The organism is Xenorhabdus stockiae (genome assembly GCF_002632825.1).
Lineage (GTDB): Bacteria > Pseudomonadota > Gammaproteobacteria > Enterobacterales > Enterobacteriaceae > Xenorhabdus > Xenorhabdus stockiae.
This window is the reverse complement of sequence record NZ_NJAJ01000006.1, coordinates 77,554-103,705: the sequence shown is the minus strand read 5'-3', so window position 1 is coordinate 103,705 and position 26,152 is coordinate 77,554. Positions and strand designations below refer to the sequence as shown.

Here is a 26,152-nt window from a genome sequence, read left to right as displayed (position 1 = left end):
AGGGCGGCAAAAACCGCCCTATTGTCTCTATTTTTCGCTAGTTAACTATCAGCTGTTTTCCGCGTTTTTTTCGCGCGTTTAGCTTTCAGCTTTGCCGTGATCTTTTTGGTTTTGTCTGAAATTTTCTTCTTTTTACCTGCTTTTCCTGACTGGCTGTCTGACGTTTTATCTGACTTATTTCCTGAACTGGCTTTTTCCGTTTTTTTCTTCTTACGGAAACGGCTATCTGGCTCAAAATTATCTGATTTTTTATAATCACGACCTTTTTTGGCACCTTTACGCTCAAATGCGCCTTTTTTCGCTTTATCCCGTGCTGTTTTGCCTTTATTACGGGCTTTTCGGGTCGTAGAAAGCAAAGCAAAGTCAATCTTGCGCTCATCCATGTGAACCGCTTCTACACGGATTTCTACTTCATCGCCAAGCCGATAAGTCTGCCCGGAAGATTCACCGATAAGACGCTGACCAACATTGTCATGACGATAATAGTCATTATCCAGTGTGGAAACATGTACCAAACCATCAATGAACAGGTCATGCAACCTGACAAAGAAACCGAAGCCCGTCACACTGGTAATCAGGCCGGTGAAAACTTTACCCACCTGATCCTGCATGAAATCACATTTCAGCCAGTCAGCCACATCTCGTGTCGCTTCATCAGCACGGCGCTCAGTCATTGAGCAGTGATCACCCAATTGCAGCATCTGCGCCATATCGTTGTGCCAGCCACCGGTTGGTGTCCAGTGTTGTTCAGCAGTACCGTTTTCCTGTGCCAGCAGATACTTAATTGCCCGGTGTAAAACTAAATCAGGATAGCGACGGATCGGCGATGTAAAATGTGCATAAGCGCGCAGGGCCAGACCGAAGTGACCGCGATTTTCCGGATCATAAATGGCCTGTTTCATAGAACGCAATAACATCGTTTGCAACAGTTCATGGTCGGGACGTTCAGAGACAAGTTTCATCAGTTCAGCGAAATCTTTCGGCTCTGGCGTCATACCACCCGGCAGTTCCAATCCCAGTTCATTAAAGACTGAACGCAAATTCAGAATACTTTCTTCTCGTGGTCGATCATGAATACGATACAGAGCAGGTTCACGATGTTTTTCGACAAAACGCGCAGCCGCAATATTTGCCAGAATCATACACTCTTCGATCAACTTATGAGCATCGTTACGCACAACCGGCTCAATGCGCTCAATACGCCTTTCTGCATTGAAGATAAATTTCGCTTCTTCAGATTCAAACGAAATGGCTCCCCGCTCATCACGGGATACATCCAACGCCTGATAAAGTTCATGTAGATGCTCAATATGCTTCACCAGCGGCTTATAATGTTCCCGCAGTTCCTGATCGCCCTGTAGGATTTTCCCTACTTTGGTATAAGTCAAACGGGCGTGAGAATTCATCACCGCTTCGTAAAATTTGTATGAAGACAACCTTCCCTGAGCGGAAATCGTCATTTCACACACCATACACAAGCGATCAACCTCTGGATTTAGCGAACATAATCCGTTTGATAACACTTCCGGCAACATCGGCACAACCTGCGACGGGAAATAAACGGAGTTACCACGGCTACATGCTTCAGCATCCAGAGGCGTTTGTGGGCGAACATAGTAACTGACATCCGCAATGGCAACCCATAAGCGCCAACCGCCACCACGTTTTCTTTCACAATATACTGCGTCATCGAAATCACGGGCATCTTCACCATCGATAGTGACTAACGGCAGTGCTCGTAAATCAACCCGTCCTTCTTTCGCTGATTCTGGGACATTTTCATCCAGACCAGCTAATTGTTTTTCCACCATCGGTGGCCAGTTATAAGGGATTTCATGGGTTCGGAGGGCGATATCCACCGCCATGCTCGTTCCCATTGTTTCACCGAGCACTTCAACTATTTTGCCGATGGCTTTAGTGCGGCGGGTTGGGCGATTTGTCAGTTCCACAACAACGACATTCCCCATCCTTGCTCTGCAAATTTCTTCTTTCGGGATCAGGATATCGAAACACAAACGACTATCATCAGGAACCACAAAACCCATGCCCGCATCGATAAAATACCGCCCGACAATCTGGCTGGTCTTTGGCTCCAATACCCGGACGATACGTACTTCAATACGGCCTTTACGATCCGGACGTAAAGGTTGAGCCAAAACAACATCACCGTGGATTGCCATCTTCATCTGTTCTGCTGACAGATAAAAATCCTCTTTGTGACCTTCCACCCGTAAGAATCCATAACCATCACGATGCCCAATGACAGTTCCTTTTAATAAATCCAATCTTTCCGGCAACGCATAACACTGACGACGAGTGAAAACTAACTGTCCATCACGTTCCATTGCGCGCAAACGGCGACGCAATGCTTCCTGCGCATCTGCGCTGGTTAATTGAAGTTCTTGTGCTATTTCCTGACGACTTACCGGAGTGGTGTGTTTAGAAAGGATATCCAAGATATATTCCCGACTTGGGATAGGAGATTCGTATTTTGCAGCCTCTCGTTCCTGAAAAGGATCTTTTGACATCGCTATTCCTCTGTTGTCATCAGTAAGCTGTTTATCCCCGCGCTTTATTTCCTGCTTCATTTCGTCAGCAACAATTGATAAAGGGGACGATTGTCTTCAACCATATCGGCCAAAGAATATTGATTTAATTCTTCCAAAAAGTTTTCCACTGCCTGATTCAATACTGATTTTAGACGACAGGCTGGAGTAATATGGCAACTGTCGCAGTTAACTAATCCAAGTGGCTCCAGTAAACGTACCACATCACCAATTTTAATTTCACTGGCGGGTTTTCCCAGACTAATGCCGCCGTTTTTTCCTCTGACAGCATTCACTAATCCCAGATTACTCAGTTGATTAATGATTTTTACCATATGATTACGTGATACACCGTAAACTTCTGTTACTTCAGTAATATTTGTCATCTGGCCTTCAGGTAAAGAAGCCATATAAATCAGGGCACGCAAGCCGTAATCGGTAAAACTGGTTAACTGCACACTTACCTCTGGGTGGCTGGATATAACGGGGATTATTGGAAACCAAACAAGTAAAGATTATTGGTTTATCATCATTAACTGGTCACATTATGTGGGTATTTTAAAAATTAAGCAAAGCAAGCTGTCACCAGAAAAATGATAGAGGTACGGCTGTCTGTGTCCCAAAAATGCAAAAACCGGGCATAAAGCCCGGTTATAGACACTTAGTGATTAAAAATAATCAGTTAAGCATCAAATGGATCGCGCAGGATCATAGTTTCAGAGCGATCAGGGCCTGTAGAAATAATATCAACAGGAACACCGGACAGTTCTTCTACACGCTTAATGTAGTTCAGAGCAGCTTCTGGCAACTGGCTGTGCTCTTTCACACCGAAAGTGCTTTCATCCCAGCCCGGCAGAGTTTCATATACTGCTTCCAGACCTTCCCAGTTCTCCGCTGCCAATGGTGTAGTGTCGATGACAGTACCATCAGCCTGACGATAACCTACGCAGATCTTAACTTCTTTCAGGCCATCCAGTACGTCCAGTTTGGTCATACAGAAGCCAGACAGGGAGTTGATTTGAATAGCACGGCGGATAGCAACGATATCCAGCCAGCCAGTACGACGGCTACGGCCTGTGGTAGCACCGAATTCCTGACCTTTCTGGCGCAGATATTCACCGGTTTCATCAAACAGTTCTGTTGGGAATGGACCTGCACCAACACGGGTAGAGTAAGCTTTGACAATACCCAGTACATAATCAACGTAACGCGGACCCAGACCTGAACCCGTTGCAACACCACCCGCGGTGGTATTAGAAGAGGTTACATAAGGATAAGTACCGTGGTCGATGTCCAGTAATGTACCCTGAGCACCTTCAAACATTACCAGCTCACCTTTCTGAGTTGCTTTGTAAAGCAGGTCAGAAACGTCAACTACCATGCCAGTCAGGATATCCGCAATCGCCAGAATATCATCCAGAGTTTTCTGGAAATCAACGGCAGGTTCGTTGTAATAATTAACCAGCTGGAAGTTATGATAATCGATGATTTCTTTCAGTTTAGCTGCGAAAGTTTCTTTATCGAACAAATCACCCACACGCAGACCACGGCGAGCCACTTTATCTTCGTATGCAGGACCGATACCACGACCGGTTGTACCGATTGCCTTCGCACCACGCGCTTTTTCACGAGCATTGTCCAATGCAACATGATAAGGCAGGATCAATGGACAAGCTTCAGAAATAAGCAAGCGCTCACGTACAGGAATCCCACGTGATTCAAGCTGTTTCATTTCTTTCATCAAAGCATCTGGTGCTAAAACGACCCCATTAGCGATAATGCTAATGACATTTTCACGCAGGATCCCAGATGGGATTAAGTGGAGAACGGTTTTTTCACCGTTAATGACTAATGTATGGCCCGCATTATGGCCCCCCTGATAACGGACAACATATTTAGCCCGCTCAGTCAGCAAGTCGACGATTTTACCCTTGCCCTCGTCACCCCATTGGGTGCCCAATACGACAACGTTCTTACCCATTTCAAAAGTTCACTCGGTTGCTTAAAAATGGATTCTACCATCTCATTTAGCACCTTTCAGTATTTTTTCTCACTTCTGTTATTTCGTTTCGTCATATTAATGGGCTGATAAGTAAGCATTGGTAATGACGGAATAACTCATAAGTGCTACAAAAGAAGCAATTTGAAAGACTGTGGGGATAAAAAATGACGTAAAAAGCCACTGTAAGTTTTCTTACAGTGGCTCAGAGATGACGTTTATTCCTGCTAATTCAGGTAAATATCAGACCATTTATCTGTAATCAATTTACCTATCAGAAACTATCAGTCATTAGCACGACTATGAGTGCGCTGTTTAGATGGATCTTTCATGTAGCGGAAGAAGTCTGTATCAGGGCTAAGAACCATGATATTCCCTTCATTCCTGAAGCTATTCTCGTACGCACGCAGGCTACGGATAAAGGCATAAAAATCAGGATCTTTATTGAAAGCATCGGCAAACAGTTTTGTTGCTTCCGCATCACCTTCACCACGTAAAATCAAAGCCTCACTATATGCTGCTGCTTTAACTTCAGTAGCCGATTTATCAGCCGCTGCGCGAACCTTCTCAGCTTCTTCCAACCCCTGTGAACGGTGACGACGTGCTACCGCTTCACGCTCTGCACGCATACGCTGGTAGATTGCTCCTGAAACTTCATCCGGCAGGTTGATCTGCTTGATACGAACATCCACAACCTCAATCCCCAGTGCAGCCATACTGTTCGGATTGAATGCAGGCTGTGCACCTTTAGTTTCTTTCTTCACACGGGCAGCAGCAGAAGCGATTGCATCGTCTGCGGAAGAATCTTCATCACTCGTTCCCAGGTTCAGAGCATTACGTACATCCGTCGTCAGACGACCACGGGAGTCGGTCACGATGCCACGAACATCCAGACGACCGATTTCAGAGCGCAGACGGTCACTGAATTTACGTTTTAACAGAACTTCAGCCTGAGAAATCGAACCATTACCGGTAGCCAGATAATAGCTGCTGAAATCTTTAATGCGCCATTTCAGATAGGAGTCAACAATCAAGTCTTTATTTTCACTGGTCAGGAAACGGTCTGCCTTAATATCCATTGTCTGGATACGGGCATCAAGTGTTTTGACAGTTTCAATAAATGGGATCTTGAAATGTGGGCCCGGCTGATAAACCACTGGCTTATTTTCAGCATCACGTACTACTTTGCCAAAACGCAGTACGATCCCACGCTGGCCTTCATATACGATAAATATTGATGAGTAGAGCACAACCAATATGGCGGCAATAACAAAGACGAACGACTTACGCATGATTATGGTCTCCCCTGTCTTATCGTATCACCACGCAGGTTGTTTGAATCACCATAGCCAGAACTGCCATAACCTGATTGCTCGTGTGCTGGTGTAGAATGAGTCGTGCTGCGATGCTCCGGTGTTACTTTCACTTCCGGTGATTTATTAGCCTTTGCTGCTTCAGCCTGACTACGAAGAACCTGATCCAGTGGCAATACCAGCATGTTGTTGCTCTTTTCATTGGCAATCACTTTGCGGGTATTACTCAGAACTCGTTCCATTGTCTCGATATAAAGACGCTCACGGGTAATTTCCGGTGCCGCTTTATATTCAGGCAGGATTTTGGCAAAACTTGCTACTTCACCCCGTGCATTCAATACCACACTGACCTTATAAGCCTTGGCTTCTTCGATAATACGCTGAGCATTACCCTTGGCAATTGGTAAGACAGAGTTCTTATAGGCTTCTGCTTCACGAATGGTTTTCTGTTCTTCTTCACGAGCTGCGATAACGTCATCAAATGCCGCTTTCACCTCTTCAGGCGGACGCGCAGTCTGGAAGTTAACATCCAGCAGGGTGATCCCCATGTGGTATGGACGAATAGTTTCTTCCAGTACCTTTTGGGTATCATTACGCACAATAGTACGATCCGCTGTCAGGATTTTTTCCATTGTGTATTTGCCGACAACCCCACGCACAGCACTGTCAGTCGCCTGACGAAGACTGTTATCAGGATTGGTGACATTGAAAAGATAGGCTTCAGGATCAGTAACACGATACTGAACGTTCATTTCAGCACGCACTACGTTTTCATCCGATGTCAGCATGACACCCGATGTTGCCAGTTCGCGAACAGATTCAACGTTAACAGCACGAACACGGTCGATAAATGTCATCTTCCAGTTCAGGCCGGGCTGTACGATATGGCTGAATTTACCCAAACGGGTAACAACGCCACGTTCTGTTTCCTTGATTGTATAGAAACCACTGACAACCCAAACAACAACTATAACAGCAATGGCGAGACCAATAAGACGTCCACCAAATTTAGGGTTCTGCCCAGAACCATTTCCACCTTTGTTTCCACCGAGGCCGCCGAGTTTTTGGCTCAGTTTACGGAACAGATCGTCGAGATCAGTTGCCCCACGGTTTCGACCACCTTTATTGTTGCCGCCGGAGTTGCCGCCATTATTCTTGCTGCTTCCCCACGGGTCGCGGTCCTGTCCGTTATTACCGGGCTGATTCCACGCCATGTTTTAGCTCCACTTTTTAGTTTTTCACTGGTTTTTCAGAGGTGACTGCTCTTCCACCCACACGGGTGAGGCTTCCCACTTCACAGGCCGCTGTTACTGATAGATACATCAGACACAACCTCCATGGGCAAAAACGATAAACTTCACCGTTTCATAAGCAACCAATATTTTTGGGTGATACCTTTTGACAGTGCTGATGACAGTGCTGATTTCGTCACTGCAATTCTGGCACAATCATTTCATCACCGCCATTTCATCACCGTTACTCCATAACGCTAAGTACCCTGAAATGGCGGCCAAAATAATACCTTGTTTGTCGCCCTGCGCCAATCAATCAGACAACATAGTCTGGTAAATTTGGCTCCTGCTTACACAGACGACGCCAGTCTATCATCGGCATCCTGACTTCTAGCCCCAGCTGGCCGCTTTCTTCCATCCATTCACGCTCAATGGCCTGAAGCTGGTAAAAACGGCTACGTAAACGCCCGGCTTCCGGAGGCAAATGCAATTCATAATGTGCAATCTCACCGGAAAGAAGTTCAGTCAGTGCCTGCAATAGCAGGGGTATACCCTCCCCGCTCTGGGCTGAAAGCCAGACTCGCACCGGACGATTTTCTTCATCACGGTCAATCCGGGGTTCAAAATCTTCCAGCATGTCGATTTTATTCATCACCAGCAAAGAAGGGATTTCATGTGCTTCAATCTCTTCCAGAACACTGTCCACTGCAAGAATGTTCTCATCCAGCCGGTTATCAGCCGCATCAACAACATGAAGCAATAACCTTGCCTGCCTTGTTTCCTGCAAAGTAGCCTTAAACGCTGCCACCAAGTCATGGGGTAAGTGACGAATGAAACCAACAGTATCAGCCAGAACAACCGGGCCGACATCATTCACAGCGATCCGACGCAATGTCGGGTCGAGAGTAGCAAAAAGCTGATCAGCAGCATATACCTCAGCCGAGGTTATTCTATTGAATAAACTTGATTTTCCGGCATTGGTGTAACCAACAAGGGAAACGGTGGGAATATCTGCTTTGTTGCGCGCCTGACGCCCCTGTTCACGCTGTCGTTCTACTTTCCCAAGACGCCCCAGAATCTGCTTAATTTTATCGCGCAACATACGGCGATCTGATTCCAGCTGGGTTTCTCCGGGTCCACGCAAACCAATCCCGCCTTTCTGGCGTTCAAGATGAGTCCAGCCTCGGACTAAGCGAGTAGATAAATGGCGTAATTGTGCAAGTTCTACCTGCAACTTACCTTCATGTGTTCTCGCCCGCTGGGCAAAAATATCCAGTATTACACCTGTACGATCAACAACACGACATTGGCACAAGCGTTCCAGATTACGTTCCTGAGCAGGAGAAAGTGCGTGATCAAACAGCACTACATCTGCACCGCTGTTTTTGACTGCTTCAGCAATTTCTTCTGCCTTGCCTTCCCCGACAAAATATTTCGGATGCGGAGCCTTACGGCTTCCTGTCACAATCTGCACAGGAGAAACACCTGCGGAAGTCACCAATGATTCAAATTCACTGAGATTTTCCGTGTCTTTTTCCTGTGAGAAAAAAACATGCACCAGAACGGCTAGTTCTCCGCCTTCGTAACGATCAAACAATGGTGCAACCCTCAGGCTGAATAAAATTCCATAGGAAAAACATAGGTAAAGTCTCCCTACCTATGTTTTTATTTATGTCAGGCATTATCACTGATTTATTCAGCGATATCATTTTCCTGTTGTGCTGCCGGACTGTTACCAGCCTGATAATTTCCCACGCTGGATGCCATATTAGCATTGCTACCATGGTGAGATACCGGACGGGAAGGCACAACAGTAGAGATGGCGTGTTTATAAACCATCTGGCTAACCGTGTTTTTCAGCAAAATGACAAACTGGTCAAAAGACTCAATTTGACCCTGCAATTTGATGCCGTTGACTAAATAAATAGAAACCGGGACCCTTTCACGACGTAATGCGTTCAGGAATGGATCTTGCAAAGATTGCCCCTTAGCCATTCTATATTTTCCTTATTTTGTTGTTTTTAACTAAGAACCCATTGGTTCGAAAAAGTAACTACTCAAAAATGACGCTTTGTACTGATAATTGTACACAATCAACGAATTTATGTACCAATAACCTGCATGACTGTTTTCAGGGCCTGCTCAGGCTGGTCGCTGTCCAACCAGGCCACATCGTCCCACCCCCTGAGCCAGGTTATCTGACGCTTCGCCAGCTGGCGAGTTGCGCAGATACCACGATAAACCATCTCATCATGAGAAATCTCGCCTGCGAGGTAAGACCACATTTGACGATAACCAACACAACGAATGGAGGGTAAATCCGTATGCAAATCGCTACGAGCATAAAGCGCTTTAACTTCATCTTCAAACCCTGATTTGATCATCTGTTCAAATCGGGCTGCAATGCGCTGATGCAAAATTTCACGGCTTGCAGGCGCAATAGCGAACTGATGAACACGATAAGGCAGTACTTCCCCAGACGTTTCTGTCAATGTAGTTAGAGTGTTACCCGAAATCCGAAAAACTTCCAGTGCACGAGTAAGACGTTGTGGATCATTTGGATGGATTCTTGCTGCTGCAACCGGATCAATCTCCTGCAATTGCTGATGCAATGCCTCCCACCCATGTTCCTCTGCCTCCTGCTCAATGACCGCCCTGACTTCAGGGTCTGCAGAAGGTAGTGGTGATAACCCTTCCAGTAATGCTTTGAAATATAGCATGGTTCCGCCGACCAGGAGCGGAATTCTCCCGGCAGCCGTAATTTCTGCCATTTGTTCCAGTGCATCGCGACGGAAATCAGCAGCAGAATACACTTCGGCAGGATCCAGAATATCAATCAAACGGTGCGGAGCCTGTGCCTGCTCTTCTGCGGATGGTTTCGCAGTCCCAATATCCATGCCACGATAAACCAGTGCAGAATCAACGCTAATCAGTTCAACCGGAAGATGCTGACGCAAAGCGATTGATAGTGCCGTTTTTCCTGAGGCTGTCGGCCCCATAATAAAAATGGCTGTGGGCAAATGTTGAGTTTTTAAATCACTCATGATTAAAAAGTGCCACCACTGCTTGTAAATCAATTAATTGTAATAAACCCTCTGGCGGAGATCCCACTAATTGAGGGCAAAGACGCTCAACATCAGCTAAAAGCTGAACAGCCTGTGCAATATTCCACGTTTCATGTTCACTGCCCAAATGACGGGCGAGCCAGATTGCCACCTGCTGTACTGAAACTGATCGTGCTGAAACTGATGCCTGTTCCATCAGATAACCCAACAACGCCGGAAAAAGCTTTGGCAGGTTTTGTTGGCGCAGAGGCAACGATACCGCATGAATGGTCACTTTTCCATGTGCGACAGTCGATTCAATGCCAAAAGTCTTCAATAGCTCACTATTCTGTCGCAAAACATTGACCTCTGTCTCACTGAGAGACAATTTCAGTGGGATGAGAAGTGGCTGTGGTTTAAGCCCCTGCTCCCCCGGCGTTAATTGAGCCTGCCGCAACCAACGTTCAGCAACAGGCAGTGACAATAGTCCAATACCCGAGGCTGATTCAAGCAATGCATAGTGGGGAGCATAGATACTCAATACTTTACCGAAACTATAACTACTATTTTTTACCTGTACAGGAGTTGAACGAGCTGGCATTAACGGTGTTTTTTCTGTGACAGAAGCCGACTTTTCGGCAGTTTTTCTTTCTGCATCTGACCGTTCAGGAAAAAGTGGCTGCTTTTCTTCTGGCGCAAACTGCATCAATTTCTGGTACAGCTCGCCTTGTTTTTTCTGGTAACTTTCCCCCTGATAAGGCTGTCTGATACCACTATGTCCTGTCTGATGGCCTGAAGATGGTGTTTCAGAAGCGGTACGGGGAGAGGATGACGTTTTTTGCGATGCCCCTGCCGACGTTGCTTGTTTTTGTCGGAGAAAATGGTTTTCCCCCGCAGAAGGTCGGTTTTCTGGTATCCAGTCTGTTGTCTCTTCCTGACAATCAAGCCCCAGCTCAGTGCCGTTACTGCGCTGTTTCAGCACCGCAGCAACGCCCTGATAAATAAAATCATGCACCAGACGAGCCTGATGAAAACGTACTTCATGTTTAGCTGGGTGTACATTCACATCAACCTGATGTGGATCTATCTCTAAATACAGGACATAAGCCGGTTGCTGTTCACCTTGCAGTAAATCCTGATAAGCCTGACGGATAGCATGATTAATCAGCCGATCCCGCATCATACGCCCGTTCACATAGCAATACTGAATATCCGCCGCGACATGAGAACTTTTGGGATCAACAACCCAGCCCTTGATGGACAACATATCATGCTGCCATGACAGTGCCAGCGCCTGCTGCATAAATGCCACACCACAAATCGCTGCCAGCCTCCGTTCATGCTGGGATTCATCTTTAGCCGGACGATACTGACGCACGAGCTTTCCATTGTGATTCAGATTAATCGCCACATCCAGACGAGCAAGAGCTATTCTGCGCACGACCTCATCAATATGGCCGAACTCGGTTTTTTCTGTTCTCAGAAACTTACGTCGGGCAGGGGTATTGTAAAACAGGTCCAAAACCTCAACCGTTGTTCCGACGGGGTGGGCGGCAGGTTTTACCGTCACTTCCATATCACGCCCTTCGGCATAAGCCTGCCATGCTTCCGCCTGCTCCTCAGGCCGGGAAGTCAGAGTCAACCGTGAAACAGAACTGATACTGGCAAGCGCTTCACCGCGGAATCCCATACTGACAATGGCTTCCAAATCATCCAAAGAGGCTATTTTACTGGTCGCATGACGGGCCAGCGCTAATGTGAGATCCTGTCTGCTAATTCCACAGCCATTATCACGTATGCGGATCAATTTTGCGCCACCACGTTCAATATCGATATCAATACGGGTCGTGCCGGCATCAAGGCTATTCTCCACCAGCTCTTTCACTACCGATGCCGGGCGTTCAACCACTTCACCAGCAGCAATCTGGTTTGCTAATTGTGGGGGTAATATCCTGATAGCCATATTCGACCTTACCTACTTTTTCTTGATAATTTACGATTCTTCTTAAATTACCGGGTTTCTTACGTACCGTTTAAAATTATTTTGGTGCTGTCTGCAACGGATTTGCCTGAAAATAGTGACGCAACCCAAGATGAATCGCCTGCGCCAGCTTTTCCTGATACTGATTGGAGCCTAACAGCTCTTCTTCTGATGTGTTACTGATAAATCCTGTCTCCACCAGAATGGAAGGAATATCCGGTGAGCGCAAAACCCCTAAGCTGGCATGTTCCGGTGTGCGCTTATGCAGAGAGCCAACCTGAGATAACTGTTGCAGCACCTTAACCGCAACGTCATAACCTACCCGCTGTGAATGCCCGAATTGTAAATCTAGCACTGCCTGACTCAAAAACGGATCTGTACCATTAGCCAGAGCATCTCCCGCGCCCCCCAATAATTCAGACTGTTTCTCATGCTGCTCCAGCCAGTTTCCCAGCTCGCTGTTTGCACGACGATTAGACAATACCCAGACAGAAGCCCCTCTGGCACTGCGATTAGGAGCAGCATCCGCATGAATGGAAACCAGCATATTTGCTTTGTGCTTACGGGCCACCTCAGAGCGTCCGGCTACCGAGATAAAATAGTCTCCATTGCGTGTTAAAACAGGTTTAAACATCGGGTCATTACGTAAAAGCTCTTCCAGCCTGCGCGCCACACTGATGGTGACATTTTTTTCCCGTAATCCTCTTGGCCCGATGGCTCCCGGATCCTGTCCTCCATGCCCGGCATCAATAGCAATCACAATCGGATATTTCCCCTGAGCAGTTTTATTTATCTGCTTTTTCACAACCGGAGCATTATGCGCGGACACAGGTTTTGTTTCCTGCATTACAGAAGTGACTTCAGCCGGCTTGTTTGTTAGTGGCTGCTTACTCTTATGCGGAGTTGAAATCTCACTAGGTGCAGTATTCTCTTTGAATATTGAAGGGCTATTTGCAGTCCCCCCGGCCTTCAGAGTGAAAATAATCTGATACTGATTCCCTGATTTCTTTACAACGGAAGTCGCCGTTGCCTTCTGAGCCAGTTCCAGTACAACCCGCTTATGTTGCGCATCAGGCGGCTGGCTCGTTCGGACTATCTTCACCAGATTCTGACCAGATAAACGCATCGGCAATCCTGTGATACCGGCTGATTGACGAATATCCACAACCAGCCTTTCAGGATTATGAAGAGGAAAAAAGCGATATTCAGGATGCCCGCCAGTGAACCCCAACGTAACAGTAGCTTCAGATGAGCGGTTACTCACATGCACATTTGATAGTGTCGATGCTACCGCCGTTGTCATAACCCATTGGCTAAGAACAATAAACAACGTAAAAAATATCAGCCAATGGGATTGCCATTTTTTTATCGTCTTCACGCAGAAGGCATTCATCATGGTCAGGGATTCCTTCATAAGGATTTCAGATTATCCAGTAAACTTTCACCATATTCAGATAACGCCACAAAATGCGCCTGCCGCCCTTCATTGTTATAGGCTAGATGCAACTCAATATCAGCGTTGGGTAAAAACCCTGCTCCTTGTTGCGGCCATTCCACCAGACAAATGGCATCCTGATGAAAATAATCGCGGATCCCCATAAATTCCAGTTCTTCAGGATCTGCCAGACGATACAAATCAAAATGATAAACAGGGCGTGGCTGTAGAGCATAAGGTTCAACCAGTGTATAAGTCGGACTTTTCACATGCCCCTGATGGCCCAGCGCCTGTAGAAAACCACGGCTAAACGTTGTTTTTCCGGCACCAAGATCGCCATATAGATAAATAACATAGCCGCGTTCGCAGGCTGCTGCCACTGTATTGCCCAATGCAACAGTGGCATTTTCATTCGGAAGTGATAAAACAAGTTCTTTCATAGAAAATTATCTATTGTTTTATTGAATTAAAGCCTATTGGAATATACCCATCGTTTCCCAGACCATCGCCTGAAACCCATAGGATATATGAAAGACATATTAGTTAGATAGTTTAACCAATAACCATAACATAACTCAGCTATTATCATTTACTATCTTCTACCCGGAAACAAAGTAACCAGAAAGACGACGGGTATATACCCAATGGATTTCAAGATGCATCGCGGCGGCAAAGGAACTCATCTCCGGGAGCATAGATAACTATGTGACCGGAGTGAGTGAATGCAGCCAACAAAGAGGCAACTTGAAAGACGACGGGTAAAACCTGTGTTAACCTATCCGCCCTTTACAGCAGCACTTAATATCCAATGGCAATCCCTCTCGACCTGAACCTTCTGGCAGCAAACATCAAACAATGGGGCCTTTCTCTCGGTTTTCAGCAAGTCGGTATTTGTGATACCGATTTATCTACTGAAGAACCGAGACTACAGGAGTGGCTCGATAAGCAATACCAAGGCGAAATGGACTGGATGGCACGCCACGGCATGATGCGAGCACGTCCTCATGAATTGCTACCCGGTACTTTACGGGTGATCAGCGTGCGCATGAATTATCTCCCGGCCAAAGCCGCTTTTGCCAGCACCCTGAATAACCCTGAGCAGGGATATGTTAGTCGCTACGCGCTGGGCAGAGATTATCATAAACTGCTACGCCAGCGGCTTAAAAAGCTGGGTGAGCAAATTCAGGAATATTGCTCCGCCCATGAATATCAGGGAATACTTAATTTCCGGCCTTTTGTTGATTCTGCGCCTATTATGGAACGCCCGCTTGCCGCTAAAGCCGGAATCGGCTGGGTTGGTAAACACTCACTTATATTAAATAGAGAATCAGGCTCTTGGTTCTTCCTCGGTGAATTACTGATCAACCTCCCCCTCCCCGTTGACTCTCCTCAAGAAGAACAATGCGGGCGTTGTGTTGCCTGTATGACCACATGCCCGACAGGTGCCATTGTAGAGCCTTATACCATTGATGCCCGCCGCTGTATTTCATACCTGACCATTGAACTTGACGGTGTGATCCCAGAAGAGTTTCGCCCATTAATGGGCAACCGGATTTATGGTTGTGACGACTGTCAGCTTATCTGTCCTTGGAATCGTTTCTCACAATTAACTGATGAAGCCGATTTTAGCCCCCGGGCAGCACTGCATACTCCTGAACTACTTGATTTATTCAATTGGAGCGAAGAAAAATTCCTGCGTATAACAGAGGGTTCAGCAATACGTCGTATTGGCTATTTACGCTGGCTGCGTAATATTTCAGTTGCATTGGGCAATGCCCCATACCGTGATGAAATCGTACTGGTTTTAGAAAAAAGAATTGGGCTAAGTGAGGTGTTAGATGAACATATCCACTGGGCTATTGCCCAACAACTATCCCGCCGAAGTATTGATGCAATTAACGTTCAAACATCACAACAAAAACGGTTAATACGGGCAATTACCAAAGGGTTGCCCCGAGATGCTTAATATACAATCAGCCTGATTTTTGCTTAAAAAAAGCTTCTGTTTCCTTGTGAATAAAATAAAAATGCTTTTCTACTCAAAGTGCAAAGGAAAGATAAATATCAATTAAGACACTTTAAATAAAAATCAATTATTCAAATTTATCAATTAGTTAATTGATATATCTTATTTAAGATAATAAATTAAAAAAGTTAGATGCGATCATATCGCCTGTGGATAACTCTGTGAAACAAGCAAATCAGTACTGGACAACTCAAAATGGTTGTTATGTTAAATTCTGTGGATAAAAAATAGAAATTGCACTTCACTGGAAAGCATCAGGGATCAGCAGTAAAAATGGAAACTCTTCATCCATTCTAGACACTAGTGGAGAAATTTTCCTCTGCCTATCCAAAAATGAGGCGGCATTATGGACCTGTTAAAGCAGGATGGCAAGCGCTTTCAGCAAATTATTTTTGATGGGAATAAGATAGCAAATAGTTGCAACTATTGCCCCACAGCGTAGTCACAACGGGGGCAAGTATGGCAATAAAACGTGAGTTAAAGGGCTTTTATCTTTTCCACTAATTCTCTTGATAATCCCCAGTCGTATTGATTATAAAGCCGTCCCAGTGTCTGATGAGGCGCTCCGGCGTAAAACAGTTCATATTGGTGATGTCTTGAGGCAAATTCAGAGCCAATAGCATCCCAGACCAGTTTCATGAACTTGACCTTCTCAGCAGGGGAAACGATAGATGAATATTGTGTTTTCTCAATAATACTCAAAATTTCAGAATTTTCTAAATCAGACTGACTTGATGGCACCATCAAAATTCCGCCGCCCGCCAACTTTCTGATCGTCTCCAGTACATTTGGATATGTGGACTGCCCGATGACTCGATATGTATAAAGCAACGTTTTGTCAGGTAGATAAAATCCATTATCAATTCTTGGACAATGGAGCACACTTTTAAATAATCCTTCAATATTCATGGCATAAGAAGCAAGCTGTGCCAGTGATTCTTTTACGGGTGGATATTCGCTGACACCATTATTTTCAGCCATTTCCTGCGCCATACCAGCCAGAAAATGTAATTTTACCGCGTAACGGGCAATACTCTGAATATCCATCAGGAGTTCCGTTGCGGTTGAATCCACCTGCTTAAAACACATCTCGATATCTTCGCAGACGAATACCCTTTCCCAGGGAACCAAAACATCATCGAAATAGATGGTGGAATCGTTCTCATCAAAACGGGATGATAGCGGATAATCAGCGGGGTTAGCTCCCAGTTCATAAGAGCGTCTGGATATAATTTTTATGCCCTTGGAATTGATCGGCATAGCAAAAGAGAGCGCATAGCGTTCATCAACGCCTTTTTTCATCGGCTTATGCGAACCAACTAATATTTCATCTGCTAATGCTGCGCCGGTAGCAACCATTTTTGCTCCCCGAACCACAATACCTTTAGCATTTTTTTCCACAACCCCAAGGGTATGATAAATATTCTTTTCATGCGCACCCGGTGTTTTTGAGCGATCGCCCTGTGGGTTAATCAGCGCATAGGCCAGATAAAGATCAGTCTCACTCACATAGGCAAAATAATTCCGTAAAGCATCAGCGCGTTCCTGAGAATAAGATTCGAACAACTCAATATGCGTGACCATTCCGGTAAGCACTGCTGCTGCATTATCCGGGCTTCTGCCAAGCCAGCCGACAGTCTGCTTCGCCCACTCATATGCAGCCTGACCACGTGCAATCAGCTTCTCAGGGGTGGAAGGTAACTGCCAGTACAGACTCATCTGCTCGTCAGTTTCTGTCCTGAAAGTCATTGTATCTGCATGTTGGATTTTATAATCATACAGGCTTGCTACAGATCTAATCGCATTCCTGAATGCAGGATGATCCACATGATCTGTAACTTTTTCTCCATTAATAAAAATGGTGCGCCCATCACGCAAATTTTCTATATATTGCTTTCCGGTTCTTATCATACTTTCCATGCTCCTATCGATAATGATAATTTTAAAGGTCAAGCAGAGAAATATTTTCAGTCAGCACTGGATATCTAATATAAAAAGAAAACTGTCCACAATTGGAAATTGTATAATTACAATATCCCTCATTAAAATACGCCAGAGAACAACGACCTATAAACTACACTAATACAGACTGTGATTACTTTTCCTGGAAAAAATACACATTAAAAGAAATAGAATATAATTATTCTAATTACCCAGAAAAGCCATATCAAATTACAGCACCTTCGTGATCATTAATATATAGAAGAGATTTTTAAACAAAAACAGCCAATTAAATCATCTATATTCTTCAGCAGTTATTAATATTAAGTGACTGGATAACGGAATGCTGGCAACAGGTTGAGAATATATAACAATATTCGATACACACCCTATACTAATAAACTGTTTCTTTTTAAAGAACGCATTAATTTTCGTTCCTTTTTATTATATATTCACTATAGAATAATTAAATATAAACTTATATAAAAATAACATATCAATCAACTCTAAATGAGGTTGTTACCTATGATTATTAATGATAAGTCAAATGTATCTCAAGTTGTTAATACAATTGATGATTTATCACTCATACATGAATGTTATCATTGCATACTGGGAATGAAAAGAAACGAAAAACTTACAAATATAAATTGGTTTCACTCAAGTGATATCTCTCTTTCAATATTACAAATACATATAGTTGACTTACTTCTCTCAATGGAGAGAAGTAAGTATAAACAGGCTAAATCACTCATCGAGATACTAGAAAAAATAAGTAAAAAAGAATCGGATAAACGCGCTAATTTAATCAACTCCGGAATAATTTCATTAATTAATGAAAATTATTATCAAGCCAGAAATTATTTCTATAAATGCTTACTAAAAAACCCTAAAGATATATTCAGTTTTTATACATGTCATATGATTGAGTTCAACAATGGTATGACCGGAACCATGCTTGAAACACTCAGTCTTGTTAACAAGCACTGGGATATTAACGATGAGTTTTATAGCTATTTCAAAGGCATTAAGGCCTTTATCCTGAATGAAAACGGGTATCATGATGAGTCTTATGACAGTGCAGCCAGTTCATTAAAAATAAATAGTTTCGATATTTATGCTATTCATGCCATCTGCCACTATTTTTATGATAAGAAATTATTTCATGAGGGAAAGGAGTGGATGGATGAAAGGAAGGACATTTGGCATAACAACTATGGCATGAGAATCCACCTGTTCTGGCACTATGCGATGTTTCTCATGGAAATTAACGAAATTGATCAGGCATTAGATATATATCATCAGATTCGTCATAAAAATGACAGGCATGGCCTTGAAGATTTGGACGCCACCTCTTTGTTATTTAAAATGAAATTCACGCATGAAAGGGATGACCAATATATACAAAAACATGCAAATTTACTTTTTGAGTCATGGAATAATAAAGAAGAACTTGGTTTTTATTTCTTCAATGATTTCCATGCAGCGTTAGTCTTTGGCATTAATAAGCGATTCGATATGATAGATTTCTTGATTGAAAAAACAGAGAAAAGTAACCCGATAGGCTACTATAATACAAAAATAAATATCCTTGAATCGATAAAAAATTATAGTCAGGAAAATTACAAAAATGTAGTCTTACTTTTGCAAGAACCTATGAACTATCAATTCATGGGCGGGAGCCGAATCCAACGAAGTATTATCAATGAGATATTTAATGATGCTAAATTAAAGCTGGGAATAAAAAATAAAATTCAAAAAACCTTAATACCCTCTGAGATATAATTCAATTTTTTATATAATTACAGCATTGACTAAATTAATCTTGGCCATATATTTAATTATATGGCTAAGTTAATTTATCTGCTCAGTAAAAATAATGTTAAACGTTAAAAAGATAGATTACTTATCATTAAATTACATTAACGCCTAATAATCCTCATCAGAGATAGTCTTTCCTCTTTGTTTTTTATGATGATATTGCTATGCTGAGTTGACTAACGTCAATAACATAATGTAATTGATATAAAATCAGACAAGAACATAGTTCATTATTATCATTTCTTAATGAAAATATTAAGTGAGAAAACATCACAAGGCGATAATAAGTATGACAACAAAACCAGATGATTACTCAAGCTACATTAAGTTAACTATTGTTTCCATTATATGGGGCGGAACGTTCATAGCAGGAAGGTTTATCTCTTCTGATACCAGTTCGTTATTATCAGCTACGGTTAGGTTTATCTTTGCAGCATTTGTGCTAATAGTGATTATCGCTTTTTCTAAAAAAGGATTTATCAAAATCAATAAATCACAAATGGCAAATATTGTCATGCTGGGTTTCTTTGGTATTTATGTCTATAACCTTTGTTTTTTTTATGGCCTGAAATATATCGATGCATCCAGAGCTTCTCTGATTGTCGCAATAAATCCCGCAGTGATAGCAACAGTCTCGTATTTTTTGTTTAAGGAAAAAATGTCCACCATAAAAACTATCGGGATTTCATTCTGTTTGTTTGGTGCCGGGATCGTTATTATCGGAAACAACTTATCATCATTATTGAGTAATAAAGGTAATATAATTGGTGACATCTCTATTTTAGGATGTGTCATCAGCTGGGTGATTTATAGTGTTTTCGGCAGGAAAACAATCAATGAAATTGGTGCATTATATACTGTCGCTTACTCCGTCATTGCGGGTGCAATAATGTTAACAATAACAGCGTTCATGACGGATGATATTAACTCTACTGCATTAGTTTCTTTATCCATGAGCGATTTGATAAGCCTGACGTATTTAGGCGTCATCGGATCAGCGATTGCGTATGTTTTATACTATGACGGCATTGGTAAGATTGGTGCCACAAGAGCAGGTGTTTTTATTGCATTAAATCCACTGACAGCGATATTGGGCGGAGTACTCTTTTTACAAGAAACGTTTACTGTATCTATATGTATTGGTGGAATTTTCATTATTGCAGGAATTTTTATGACCAATAAAAAGATAACAAAATAATATACGGCTAAAAAATCATATTGGGATATATACCAATGGATTTCGATACAACCAGCAAAGAAGCGATTCGGAAGACAGTAGATAGCAAAATTTAAGATAATATATGAATCAGATTATTACCATCTTATGGCCATTATTTGCACTGATACTATTAGGCTTTATTCTAAAGCGTAATACCTCATTTAATCCTTTATTCTGGCAAGGAGCAGAGAAACTTAATTATTTTCTGCTTTTTCCTGCTTTATTAATCAATAGCCTGGCAACAGCATCTTTAGATAACCCTCAGTTAACACAGCTATTTTGGGCCATTCTCGCTGTAATTAGCACCGGTTTAATGGCATTAATAGTCATTAAACTTTTACTCAAATGGCCAGCACAACGTTTTGGTGTTTATGTACAGGGGTTATTGCGTTTCAATACTTATCTCGGATTAGCCATTACGGTAGATATTTTCGGCTCTCATGGGATCGCTGTAGCGTCGCTGATACTCGCTATCTTGGTTCCTCTTTGCAATGCAATTTCTGTGTTTGCACTAACACCAGATATCAAGACCTTATCAATTAAGCAGTTTGTCATGATAATTACTAAAAACCCTCTGATATTAGCCTGTTTCATCGGGATAACCCTCAATCTCACTAATATTGGCTTACCTTACGGTTCAGGGCAATTTTTAAAAATTCTGGCAGGAGCGAGCCTTCCTCTGGGGTTAATTTGCATCGGCGCATCGTTGCAGCCCTCCATGCTAAGAACAGAGAAAAAACCAATTATCATTAACAGCTTGTCCAGATTATTACTGATGCCTTTGGTTGCCGGTATTATTGGCTGCTTATTTGGGCTCAATGTGTTGGAAATCAACTTACTGATTCTCTTTTTCGCCATACCCACTGCACCGACAGCTTATATTTTAACCCGCCAGTTAAATGGAGACAGTCAGTTAATGTCAGCGATTATCACATTGCAAACAATGCTTGCAGTAATTACATTACCTATTGTATTAGGTTTGAGATTCGACTAATTGATTGACTAGTTTACAGAATGGAAATTTGATTTGGAGCGGGAAACGAGACTCGAACTCGCGACCCCAACCTTGGCAAGGTTGTGCTCTACCAACTGAGCTATTCCCGCATTATTGATGGTGAACCAGAAATGCTTTAACTTGAGTTTGAAATTACGGTAAACACCCGTAACTATCAACTTCCTGCATCTCAGGAACGCGCACTATTATGAACGCCTCAGATAAAGATGGCAAGCCATTTACCCAGACATCAACACTAACCGCTCAAAAGACATTCAAATCTGTATATACCGCATACTTTGCATATGTTTATAGAACGCTGCCATTGCAATATGGTACATTACGTTATCTAAAAATTAACATAATATATACAATTAACCTCTAATAAGATTTGTACTTGTCGGAATAATTTGCTGGAAATAGATTAGATCCATTTTTAGTCGTATCTCAAACGGTAATGCTCTTAAGTAAAGGCCGAATTATATGACTCTATACTCTCCACCTAAATTTGTTACTGGCAATGACGCGCTTGTCGATCTTCTTCTCGCTCAGGCAGAGCTGGATAAAAGCCATAATCTCAATACAGCAGGATTTGTTTCAGGGTATCGGGGTTCACCATTAGCCCGCTTGGATCAGGCATTATGGCAAAACGGGAAAAAACTGGCTGAGGCCAATATACGTTTTCACCCTGCAATCAATGAAGATCTTGCAGCGACTGCGATTTATGGGACTCAAAAAGTTGAATCTGACCCCGACCGCAATGTTACCGGTGTTTTTAGTATGTGGTACGGCAAAGGGCCGGGGGTTGATCGCGCCGGAGATACGCTCAAGCATGGCAATGCCTATGGTACTTCACCCAATGGTGGAGTACTGGTTATTTTGGGCGATGATCACGGATGCGTATCTTCTTCTATGTCACACCAATCTGATCTCTCGCTGATATCATGGGGTATGCCGGTCTTACATCCCGCTTCAGTGTCTGACTACCATGATGTGGGATTATGGGGCTGGGCAGCCTCCCGTGTCAGCGGGACATGGATTGGATTCAAAGCAATCAGTGAAGTCGTGGAAAGCTGTGCTATCAGGGGAGAGAAAACTCTTCCTGAGTATAAGATACCGGAAATAGATCCCGGGCCAAATGGGTTACACTGGCGCTGGCCGGACCTTCCCGGCCCTTTGATAGAACAACGGCTGGTCTATAAACTGAAAGCTGTTCAGGACTTCGCCAGACTCAATCCGATAGACCAGCTCATCGCACCATGCCAACATCCGCGAGCCTTATTAGTTACCGTTGGTAAAGCTCATCATGATGTTCTGGAATCGCTACGCATCGGAGGCCTGACACCTGCTGAGCTGGCAAAAAACGGCGTTGCTCTTCTCCATGTTCGACTGGTTTATCCTTTATCACCACTTCTCAGTGAGATGGCATCGCAGGTTGCTGATATTTTTGTCATTGAAGAAAAAAACTCTGTTGTTGAACTGCATCTCGCGCAGCATCTCATTAATTTACCACGACAAATTAATCTGATTGGAAAACACGATCATCTCGGCAACAAACTAGTCTCTACGGATATGGAGTTACGCCCTTCCCTGCTTGCCCCTCTTTTGGCAGATTGGCTAAAAAAATTCGACTTATTTCTTTCTGTTCCTCTGGAATGGACAGTCCAAACGACATTACACGATATCACGCTTCCCAAACGGACACCTTATTTCTGCGCTGGCTGCCCCCACAGCACTTCAACCCGTCTGCCTGAAGGCAGTCAGGCACAAATCGGTATCGGATGTCATGTAATGGCAGCATGGATGGATCGTAGTACTGGCTATGGCCTGACAGCGATGGGATCAGAAGGAGTTGACTGGATAGGCCATTCCGCCTTTATCAATCGCTCCCATGTATTTCAAAATCTGGGAGACGGAACTTACTTCCATTCGGGGCATTTAGCCATTCGTCAGTCCATCGCTGCTGATAGCAACATCACCTATAAACTGTTATTTAATGACGCTGTTGCAATGACAGGCGGACAGGCACTTGATGGCAGTATAACGATCCAGCAAATTGCCTCTTTAATACTGACTGAAGGGGCGAAAGAAGTTGTAGTCGTTACCGATGACCCGGATAAATATAAAGGCCAGAATAGCCTCCCTGCCGATGTCAAAATTTATCAGTCGGATTATCTCGAAGATGTACAGAAACGCCTACGGGATATCAAAGGCGTAACAGTCATCATCTATGAGCAGATGTGTGCAACAGAATTACGTCGTAAAAGAAAAAGAGGGTTAATCCCACAGGCAAAAAGGCGAGCAGTGATTAATGAAGCCGTTTGTGAAGGCTGTGGTGATTGCCAAATTCAATCCAATTGTCTTGCTGTTGTTCCGATTGAAACACCTCTGGGAACTAAACGTGCGATAGATCACCATGTCTGTAATTCAGATCTATCCTGTCTGAAAGGTTTCTGCCCCAGTTTTATTACTATCGAAAACGCCAATCCAGTTCAGGATCCCAGCACAATAATGTCACAGGAAGAAATTGACAACCTGCTGATTAAACTGCCTGAACCAACGATAAAAATGGCAGATACTCCCTTTGAAATTTTATTAGCGGGGGTCGGAGGAAACGGCATCATTACTACTGGTCATATGCTTGGCCTTGCTGCCGAAATAGAAAAATATGCTGTTAATCTGCTTGATTTTACAGGCTTCGCTCAAAAAGGAGGTGAAGCAATGACTCATATTCGATTGAGTCAGAATGCTGAACAATTGCATCAGGTCAGAATTGATCGGGGGCGTGCAGATCTTGCTATTGCGGCTGATTTAGTCACTGTCACAGGGCAAAACTCACTGGAAGTAATGTCAAAATCAAAAACCAGTTGTGTACTGAATACCCATGAGACGCAAATCGGCGCCATGCTGAGAGACCCGACACTCAGTTTAGATCAAACCAGAATGCAGGACACCCTCCGCCAGCATTGCCGGACATTGCAATCCATTGATGCCGAGCAGATTGCAGCCGAGTTGGTTGGGGACAGAAATCAAACTAATATCGTTTTAATCGGCTACACTTGGCAGCTTGGTAAAATTCCAATCAGTCTACGTTCTATCGAGCAAGCCATACAGAAAAGTGGCATAACAAATCATGTCATAGAGAATGCACGACGCGCTTTACATATCGGTAGAATTGCGGCTGTACAACCAGATATCCTGAATAATTCTCTACATGTTGAACCGAAACAAACCATCAGGACACTGGATGACCTGATTTTACACCGATACCAGCTTCTGGTTGAGTATCAGAATGAAAAATATGCACTCCGTTATCTCAGCCGTATTGCTCAAGTCCAACAAATTACACAGCAAATTGATGCCGAAGGACTGGCGAAATCTATCGCAGAAAACTTATTCAAACTAATGGCCTATAAAGACGAGTATGAAGTTGCCCGCCTTTACGTCAAAACCGGATTTTTGGATAAACTCCGTTCACAGTTTGATAAGACGGATAAAATCCGCTTTCACCTCAGTGCACCGTTTTTTAATCGTAAAGATCCCAGAACCGGTGAAAGAGGAAAGCGGGAGTATGGCTCATGGATAATTCCTGTTTTTCGTTTTCTCGCTGCCTGTAAACCATTACGCGGTACTATTTTTGATATCTTTGGCTATCAGGAAGAGCGAAAACAAGAAAGGAATTTATTATCCGAATACGAACAATTAATTGATCTACTCATAGAAAAATTAAATAGCAATAACATGGAGATCTGTCAGAAGCTCGCTGTTTTACCTGATCAAATCCGTGGTTTTGGGCATGTGAAGCAAAAAACGATAAAAAACATGCAGGAACGCAGAAAAATATTGTTAAAAGAACTTACTGAAAGCATTTATTGAAATACATATTCAAAACAGATGGATATCACTGGCTACGGTGATATCCATCTATTTTATTATTTTCAGGGAATGGATTATATCAAGTCCCGAATTTGTTAATATAATTTTCACAACCTTGCCCTGAAACATCTTCTAATAAATTATCGCTATAATGTACGCCATTAAAACTCTTACCTGTTGATGTTTTTATACTTTTTTTAGTAGATTTATGGCTAATATTTTCATCCTTTTGCTGGTCTAACAGCGAATTCAGTTTGCTAGTTAATTCTTCATTTTCCTTTTTCAGCTTGACATATATACTCCCGGCTTCTCGCATGCTTTTCTTAAACCTACCACATACTTTAATGTATTTTTTATACACTTCCTCTGCTTCTTCCTTGTATTTCCCATATGAATCATTAAGTTTTTTTCTTAATTTAATCTCATAAAAACTGCGCTCTAGCTTTTGATATGCTTTAAATACTTCCAGTTTATTAGAAAAAACAGAAAATTTAATGACAATGGGTTTATTTTTATCAATTAATTTAATGTGTATTTTTTTCCCAAGTAACAAAACATCATCTATTTCATTAAAAGAACCTGAGAAGATAATTTCCTTATTTTTCTTTTCTTCTATGATTAAATTATCTTCAGTGGGATTAGACTTTAATTTAAAAATATAATTATCGAATTCATAACTGTCACTTTTATTAATTTCATTCATAATTATTCCTTATTTATTCCCT

The 26,152-nt window shown here is 43.0% G+C and carries 18 protein-coding genes and 1 tRNA gene; 5 read left to right on the top strand and 14 right to left on the bottom strand.

Features of this window, described 5'->3' with window-relative positions; all coding sequences use genetic code 11:
* Positions 1-41 precede the first annotated feature (41 nt).
* The 11 genes from rnr to tsaE all read right to left on the bottom strand — a co-directional run bounded on the left by rnr (position 42) and on the right by tsaE (position 13,990).
* Entirely contained in the window at positions 42-2,528 is a 2,487-nt protein-coding gene (rnr, locus tag Xsto_RS04180; RefSeq protein ID WP_099124181.1) for a ribonuclease R, read from the bottom strand.
* A gap of 56 nt (positions 2,529-2,584) precedes the next feature.
* Complete coding sequence (nsrR, locus tag Xsto_RS04175) at positions 2,585-3,004, bottom strand: nitric oxide-sensing transcriptional repressor NsrR (RefSeq protein ID WP_099124180.1); 420 nt, start codon at positions 3,002-3,004, stop codon at positions 2,585-2,587.
* A 224-nt stretch (positions 3,005-3,228) separates the two neighbouring features.
* The gene (locus Xsto_RS04170) at positions 3,229-4,527 is read right to left on the bottom strand and encodes an adenylosuccinate synthase (RefSeq protein ID WP_099109364.1); all 1,299 of its coding nucleotides are present in this window, start codon (positions 4,525-4,527) and stop codon (positions 3,229-3,231) included.
* Positions 4,528-4,829: 302 nt separating this feature from the next.
* Complete coding sequence (gene hflC / locus Xsto_RS04165) at positions 4,830-5,837, bottom strand: protease modulator HflC (RefSeq protein ID WP_099109363.1); 1,008 nt, start codon at positions 5,835-5,837, stop codon at positions 4,830-4,832.
* Between the two features lie 2 nt (positions 5,838-5,839).
* Entirely contained in the window at positions 5,840-7,072 is a 1,233-nt protein-coding gene (hflK, locus tag Xsto_RS04160; protein ID WP_099109362.1) for an FtsH protease activity modulator HflK, read from the bottom strand.
* Positions 7,073-7,406: 334 nt separating this feature from the next.
* Positions 7,407-8,687, bottom strand: coding sequence for a ribosome rescue GTPase HflX (hflX, locus tag Xsto_RS04155; RefSeq protein WP_099124179.1), 1,281 nt, complete (start codon positions 8,685-8,687; stop codon positions 7,407-7,409).
* Positions 8,688-8,782: 95 nt separating this feature from the next.
* Positions 8,783-9,085 carry an RNA chaperone Hfq gene (gene hfq, locus Xsto_RS04150; RefSeq protein WP_086955100.1) on the bottom strand — a complete coding sequence of 101 codons (303 nt, stop codon included), beginning with the start codon at positions 9,083-9,085 and terminating at the stop codon, positions 8,783-8,785.
* A gap of 107 nt (positions 9,086-9,192) precedes the next feature.
* Complete coding sequence (gene miaA / locus Xsto_RS04145) at positions 9,193-10,134, bottom strand: tRNA (adenosine(37)-N6)-dimethylallyltransferase MiaA (protein ID WP_099109360.1); 942 nt, start codon at positions 10,132-10,134, stop codon at positions 9,193-9,195.
* Positions 10,127-12,097: a DNA mismatch repair endonuclease MutL gene (gene mutL, locus Xsto_RS04140; protein ID WP_099124178.1), complete on the bottom strand. Its 1,971-nt coding sequence runs from the start codon at positions 12,095-12,097 to the stop codon at positions 10,127-10,129. Before mutL ends, miaA begins: the two co-directional genes overlap by 8 nt.
* A gap of 76 nt (positions 12,098-12,173) precedes the next feature.
* Positions 12,174-13,511: an N-acetylmuramoyl-L-alanine amidase AmiB gene (amiB, locus tag Xsto_RS04135; RefSeq protein ID WP_099109358.1), complete on the bottom strand. Its 1,338-nt coding sequence runs from the start codon at positions 13,509-13,511 to the stop codon at positions 12,174-12,176.
* 14 nt (positions 13,512-13,525) lie between these two features.
* Positions 13,526-13,990, bottom strand: coding sequence for a tRNA (adenosine(37)-N6)-threonylcarbamoyltransferase complex ATPase subunit type 1 TsaE (gene tsaE / locus Xsto_RS04130; protein WP_099109357.1), 465 nt, complete (start codon positions 13,988-13,990; stop codon positions 13,526-13,528).
* A gap of 368 nt (positions 13,991-14,358) precedes the next feature.
* Here tsaE and queG point away from each other — a divergent pair, with 368 nt between their 5' ends.
* Entirely contained in the window at positions 14,359-15,516 is a 1,158-nt protein-coding gene (queG, locus tag Xsto_RS04125) for a tRNA epoxyqueuosine(34) reductase QueG (RefSeq protein WP_099124177.1), read from the top strand.
* A gap of 537 nt (positions 15,517-16,053) precedes the next feature.
* On the opposite strand, the gene Xsto_RS04120 is transcribed toward queG, so the two are convergent.
* Positions 16,054-17,487 carry a 4-hydroxyphenylacetate 3-hydroxylase family protein gene (locus Xsto_RS04120; protein ID WP_099124176.1) on the bottom strand — a complete coding sequence of 478 codons (1,434 nt, stop codon included), beginning with the start codon at positions 17,485-17,487 and terminating at the stop codon, positions 16,054-16,056.
* 555 nt (positions 17,488-18,042) lie between these two features.
* Between Xsto_RS04120 and Xsto_RS04115 the strand changes: the two genes are divergently transcribed.
* From Xsto_RS04115 to Xsto_RS04105, 3 genes are all read left to right on the top strand, one after another.
* A complete protein-coding gene (locus Xsto_RS04115) occupies positions 18,043-19,302 on the top strand; it encodes a tetratricopeptide repeat protein (protein ID WP_099124175.1) in 1,260 nt (419 codons plus the stop codon).
* 325 nt (positions 19,303-19,627) lie between these two features.
* Positions 19,628-20,536 (top strand): DMT family transporter, encoded by a 909-nt coding sequence (locus Xsto_RS04110; protein WP_099124174.1) that lies wholly within the window; start codon positions 19,628-19,630, stop codon positions 20,534-20,536.
* Between the two features lie 103 nt (positions 20,537-20,639).
* Complete coding sequence (locus tag Xsto_RS04105; RefSeq protein ID WP_099124173.1) at positions 20,640-21,551, top strand: AEC family transporter; 912 nt, start codon at positions 20,640-20,642, stop codon at positions 21,549-21,551.
* A gap of 34 nt (positions 21,552-21,585) precedes the next feature.
* Here Xsto_RS04105 and Xsto_RS04100 read toward each other — a convergent pair.
* Positions 21,586-21,661: transfer RNA gene (locus Xsto_RS04100), tRNA-Gly, on the bottom strand.
* A gap of 373 nt (positions 21,662-22,034) precedes the next feature.
* On the opposite strand from Xsto_RS04100, the gene Xsto_RS04095 reads away from it, so the two are divergent.
* On the top strand, positions 22,035-25,427 hold the full coding sequence (locus Xsto_RS04095) for an indolepyruvate ferredoxin oxidoreductase family protein (RefSeq protein WP_099124172.1): 3,393 nt from the start codon (positions 22,035-22,037) through the stop codon (positions 25,425-25,427).
* Between the two features lie 79 nt (positions 25,428-25,506).
* Here Xsto_RS04095 and Xsto_RS04090 read toward each other — a convergent pair whose 3' ends face one another.
* Positions 25,507-26,130 (bottom strand): hypothetical protein, encoded by a 624-nt coding sequence (locus Xsto_RS04090; protein WP_099124171.1) that lies wholly within the window; start codon positions 26,128-26,130, stop codon positions 25,507-25,509.
* Positions 26,131-26,152: the final 22 nt, after the last annotated feature.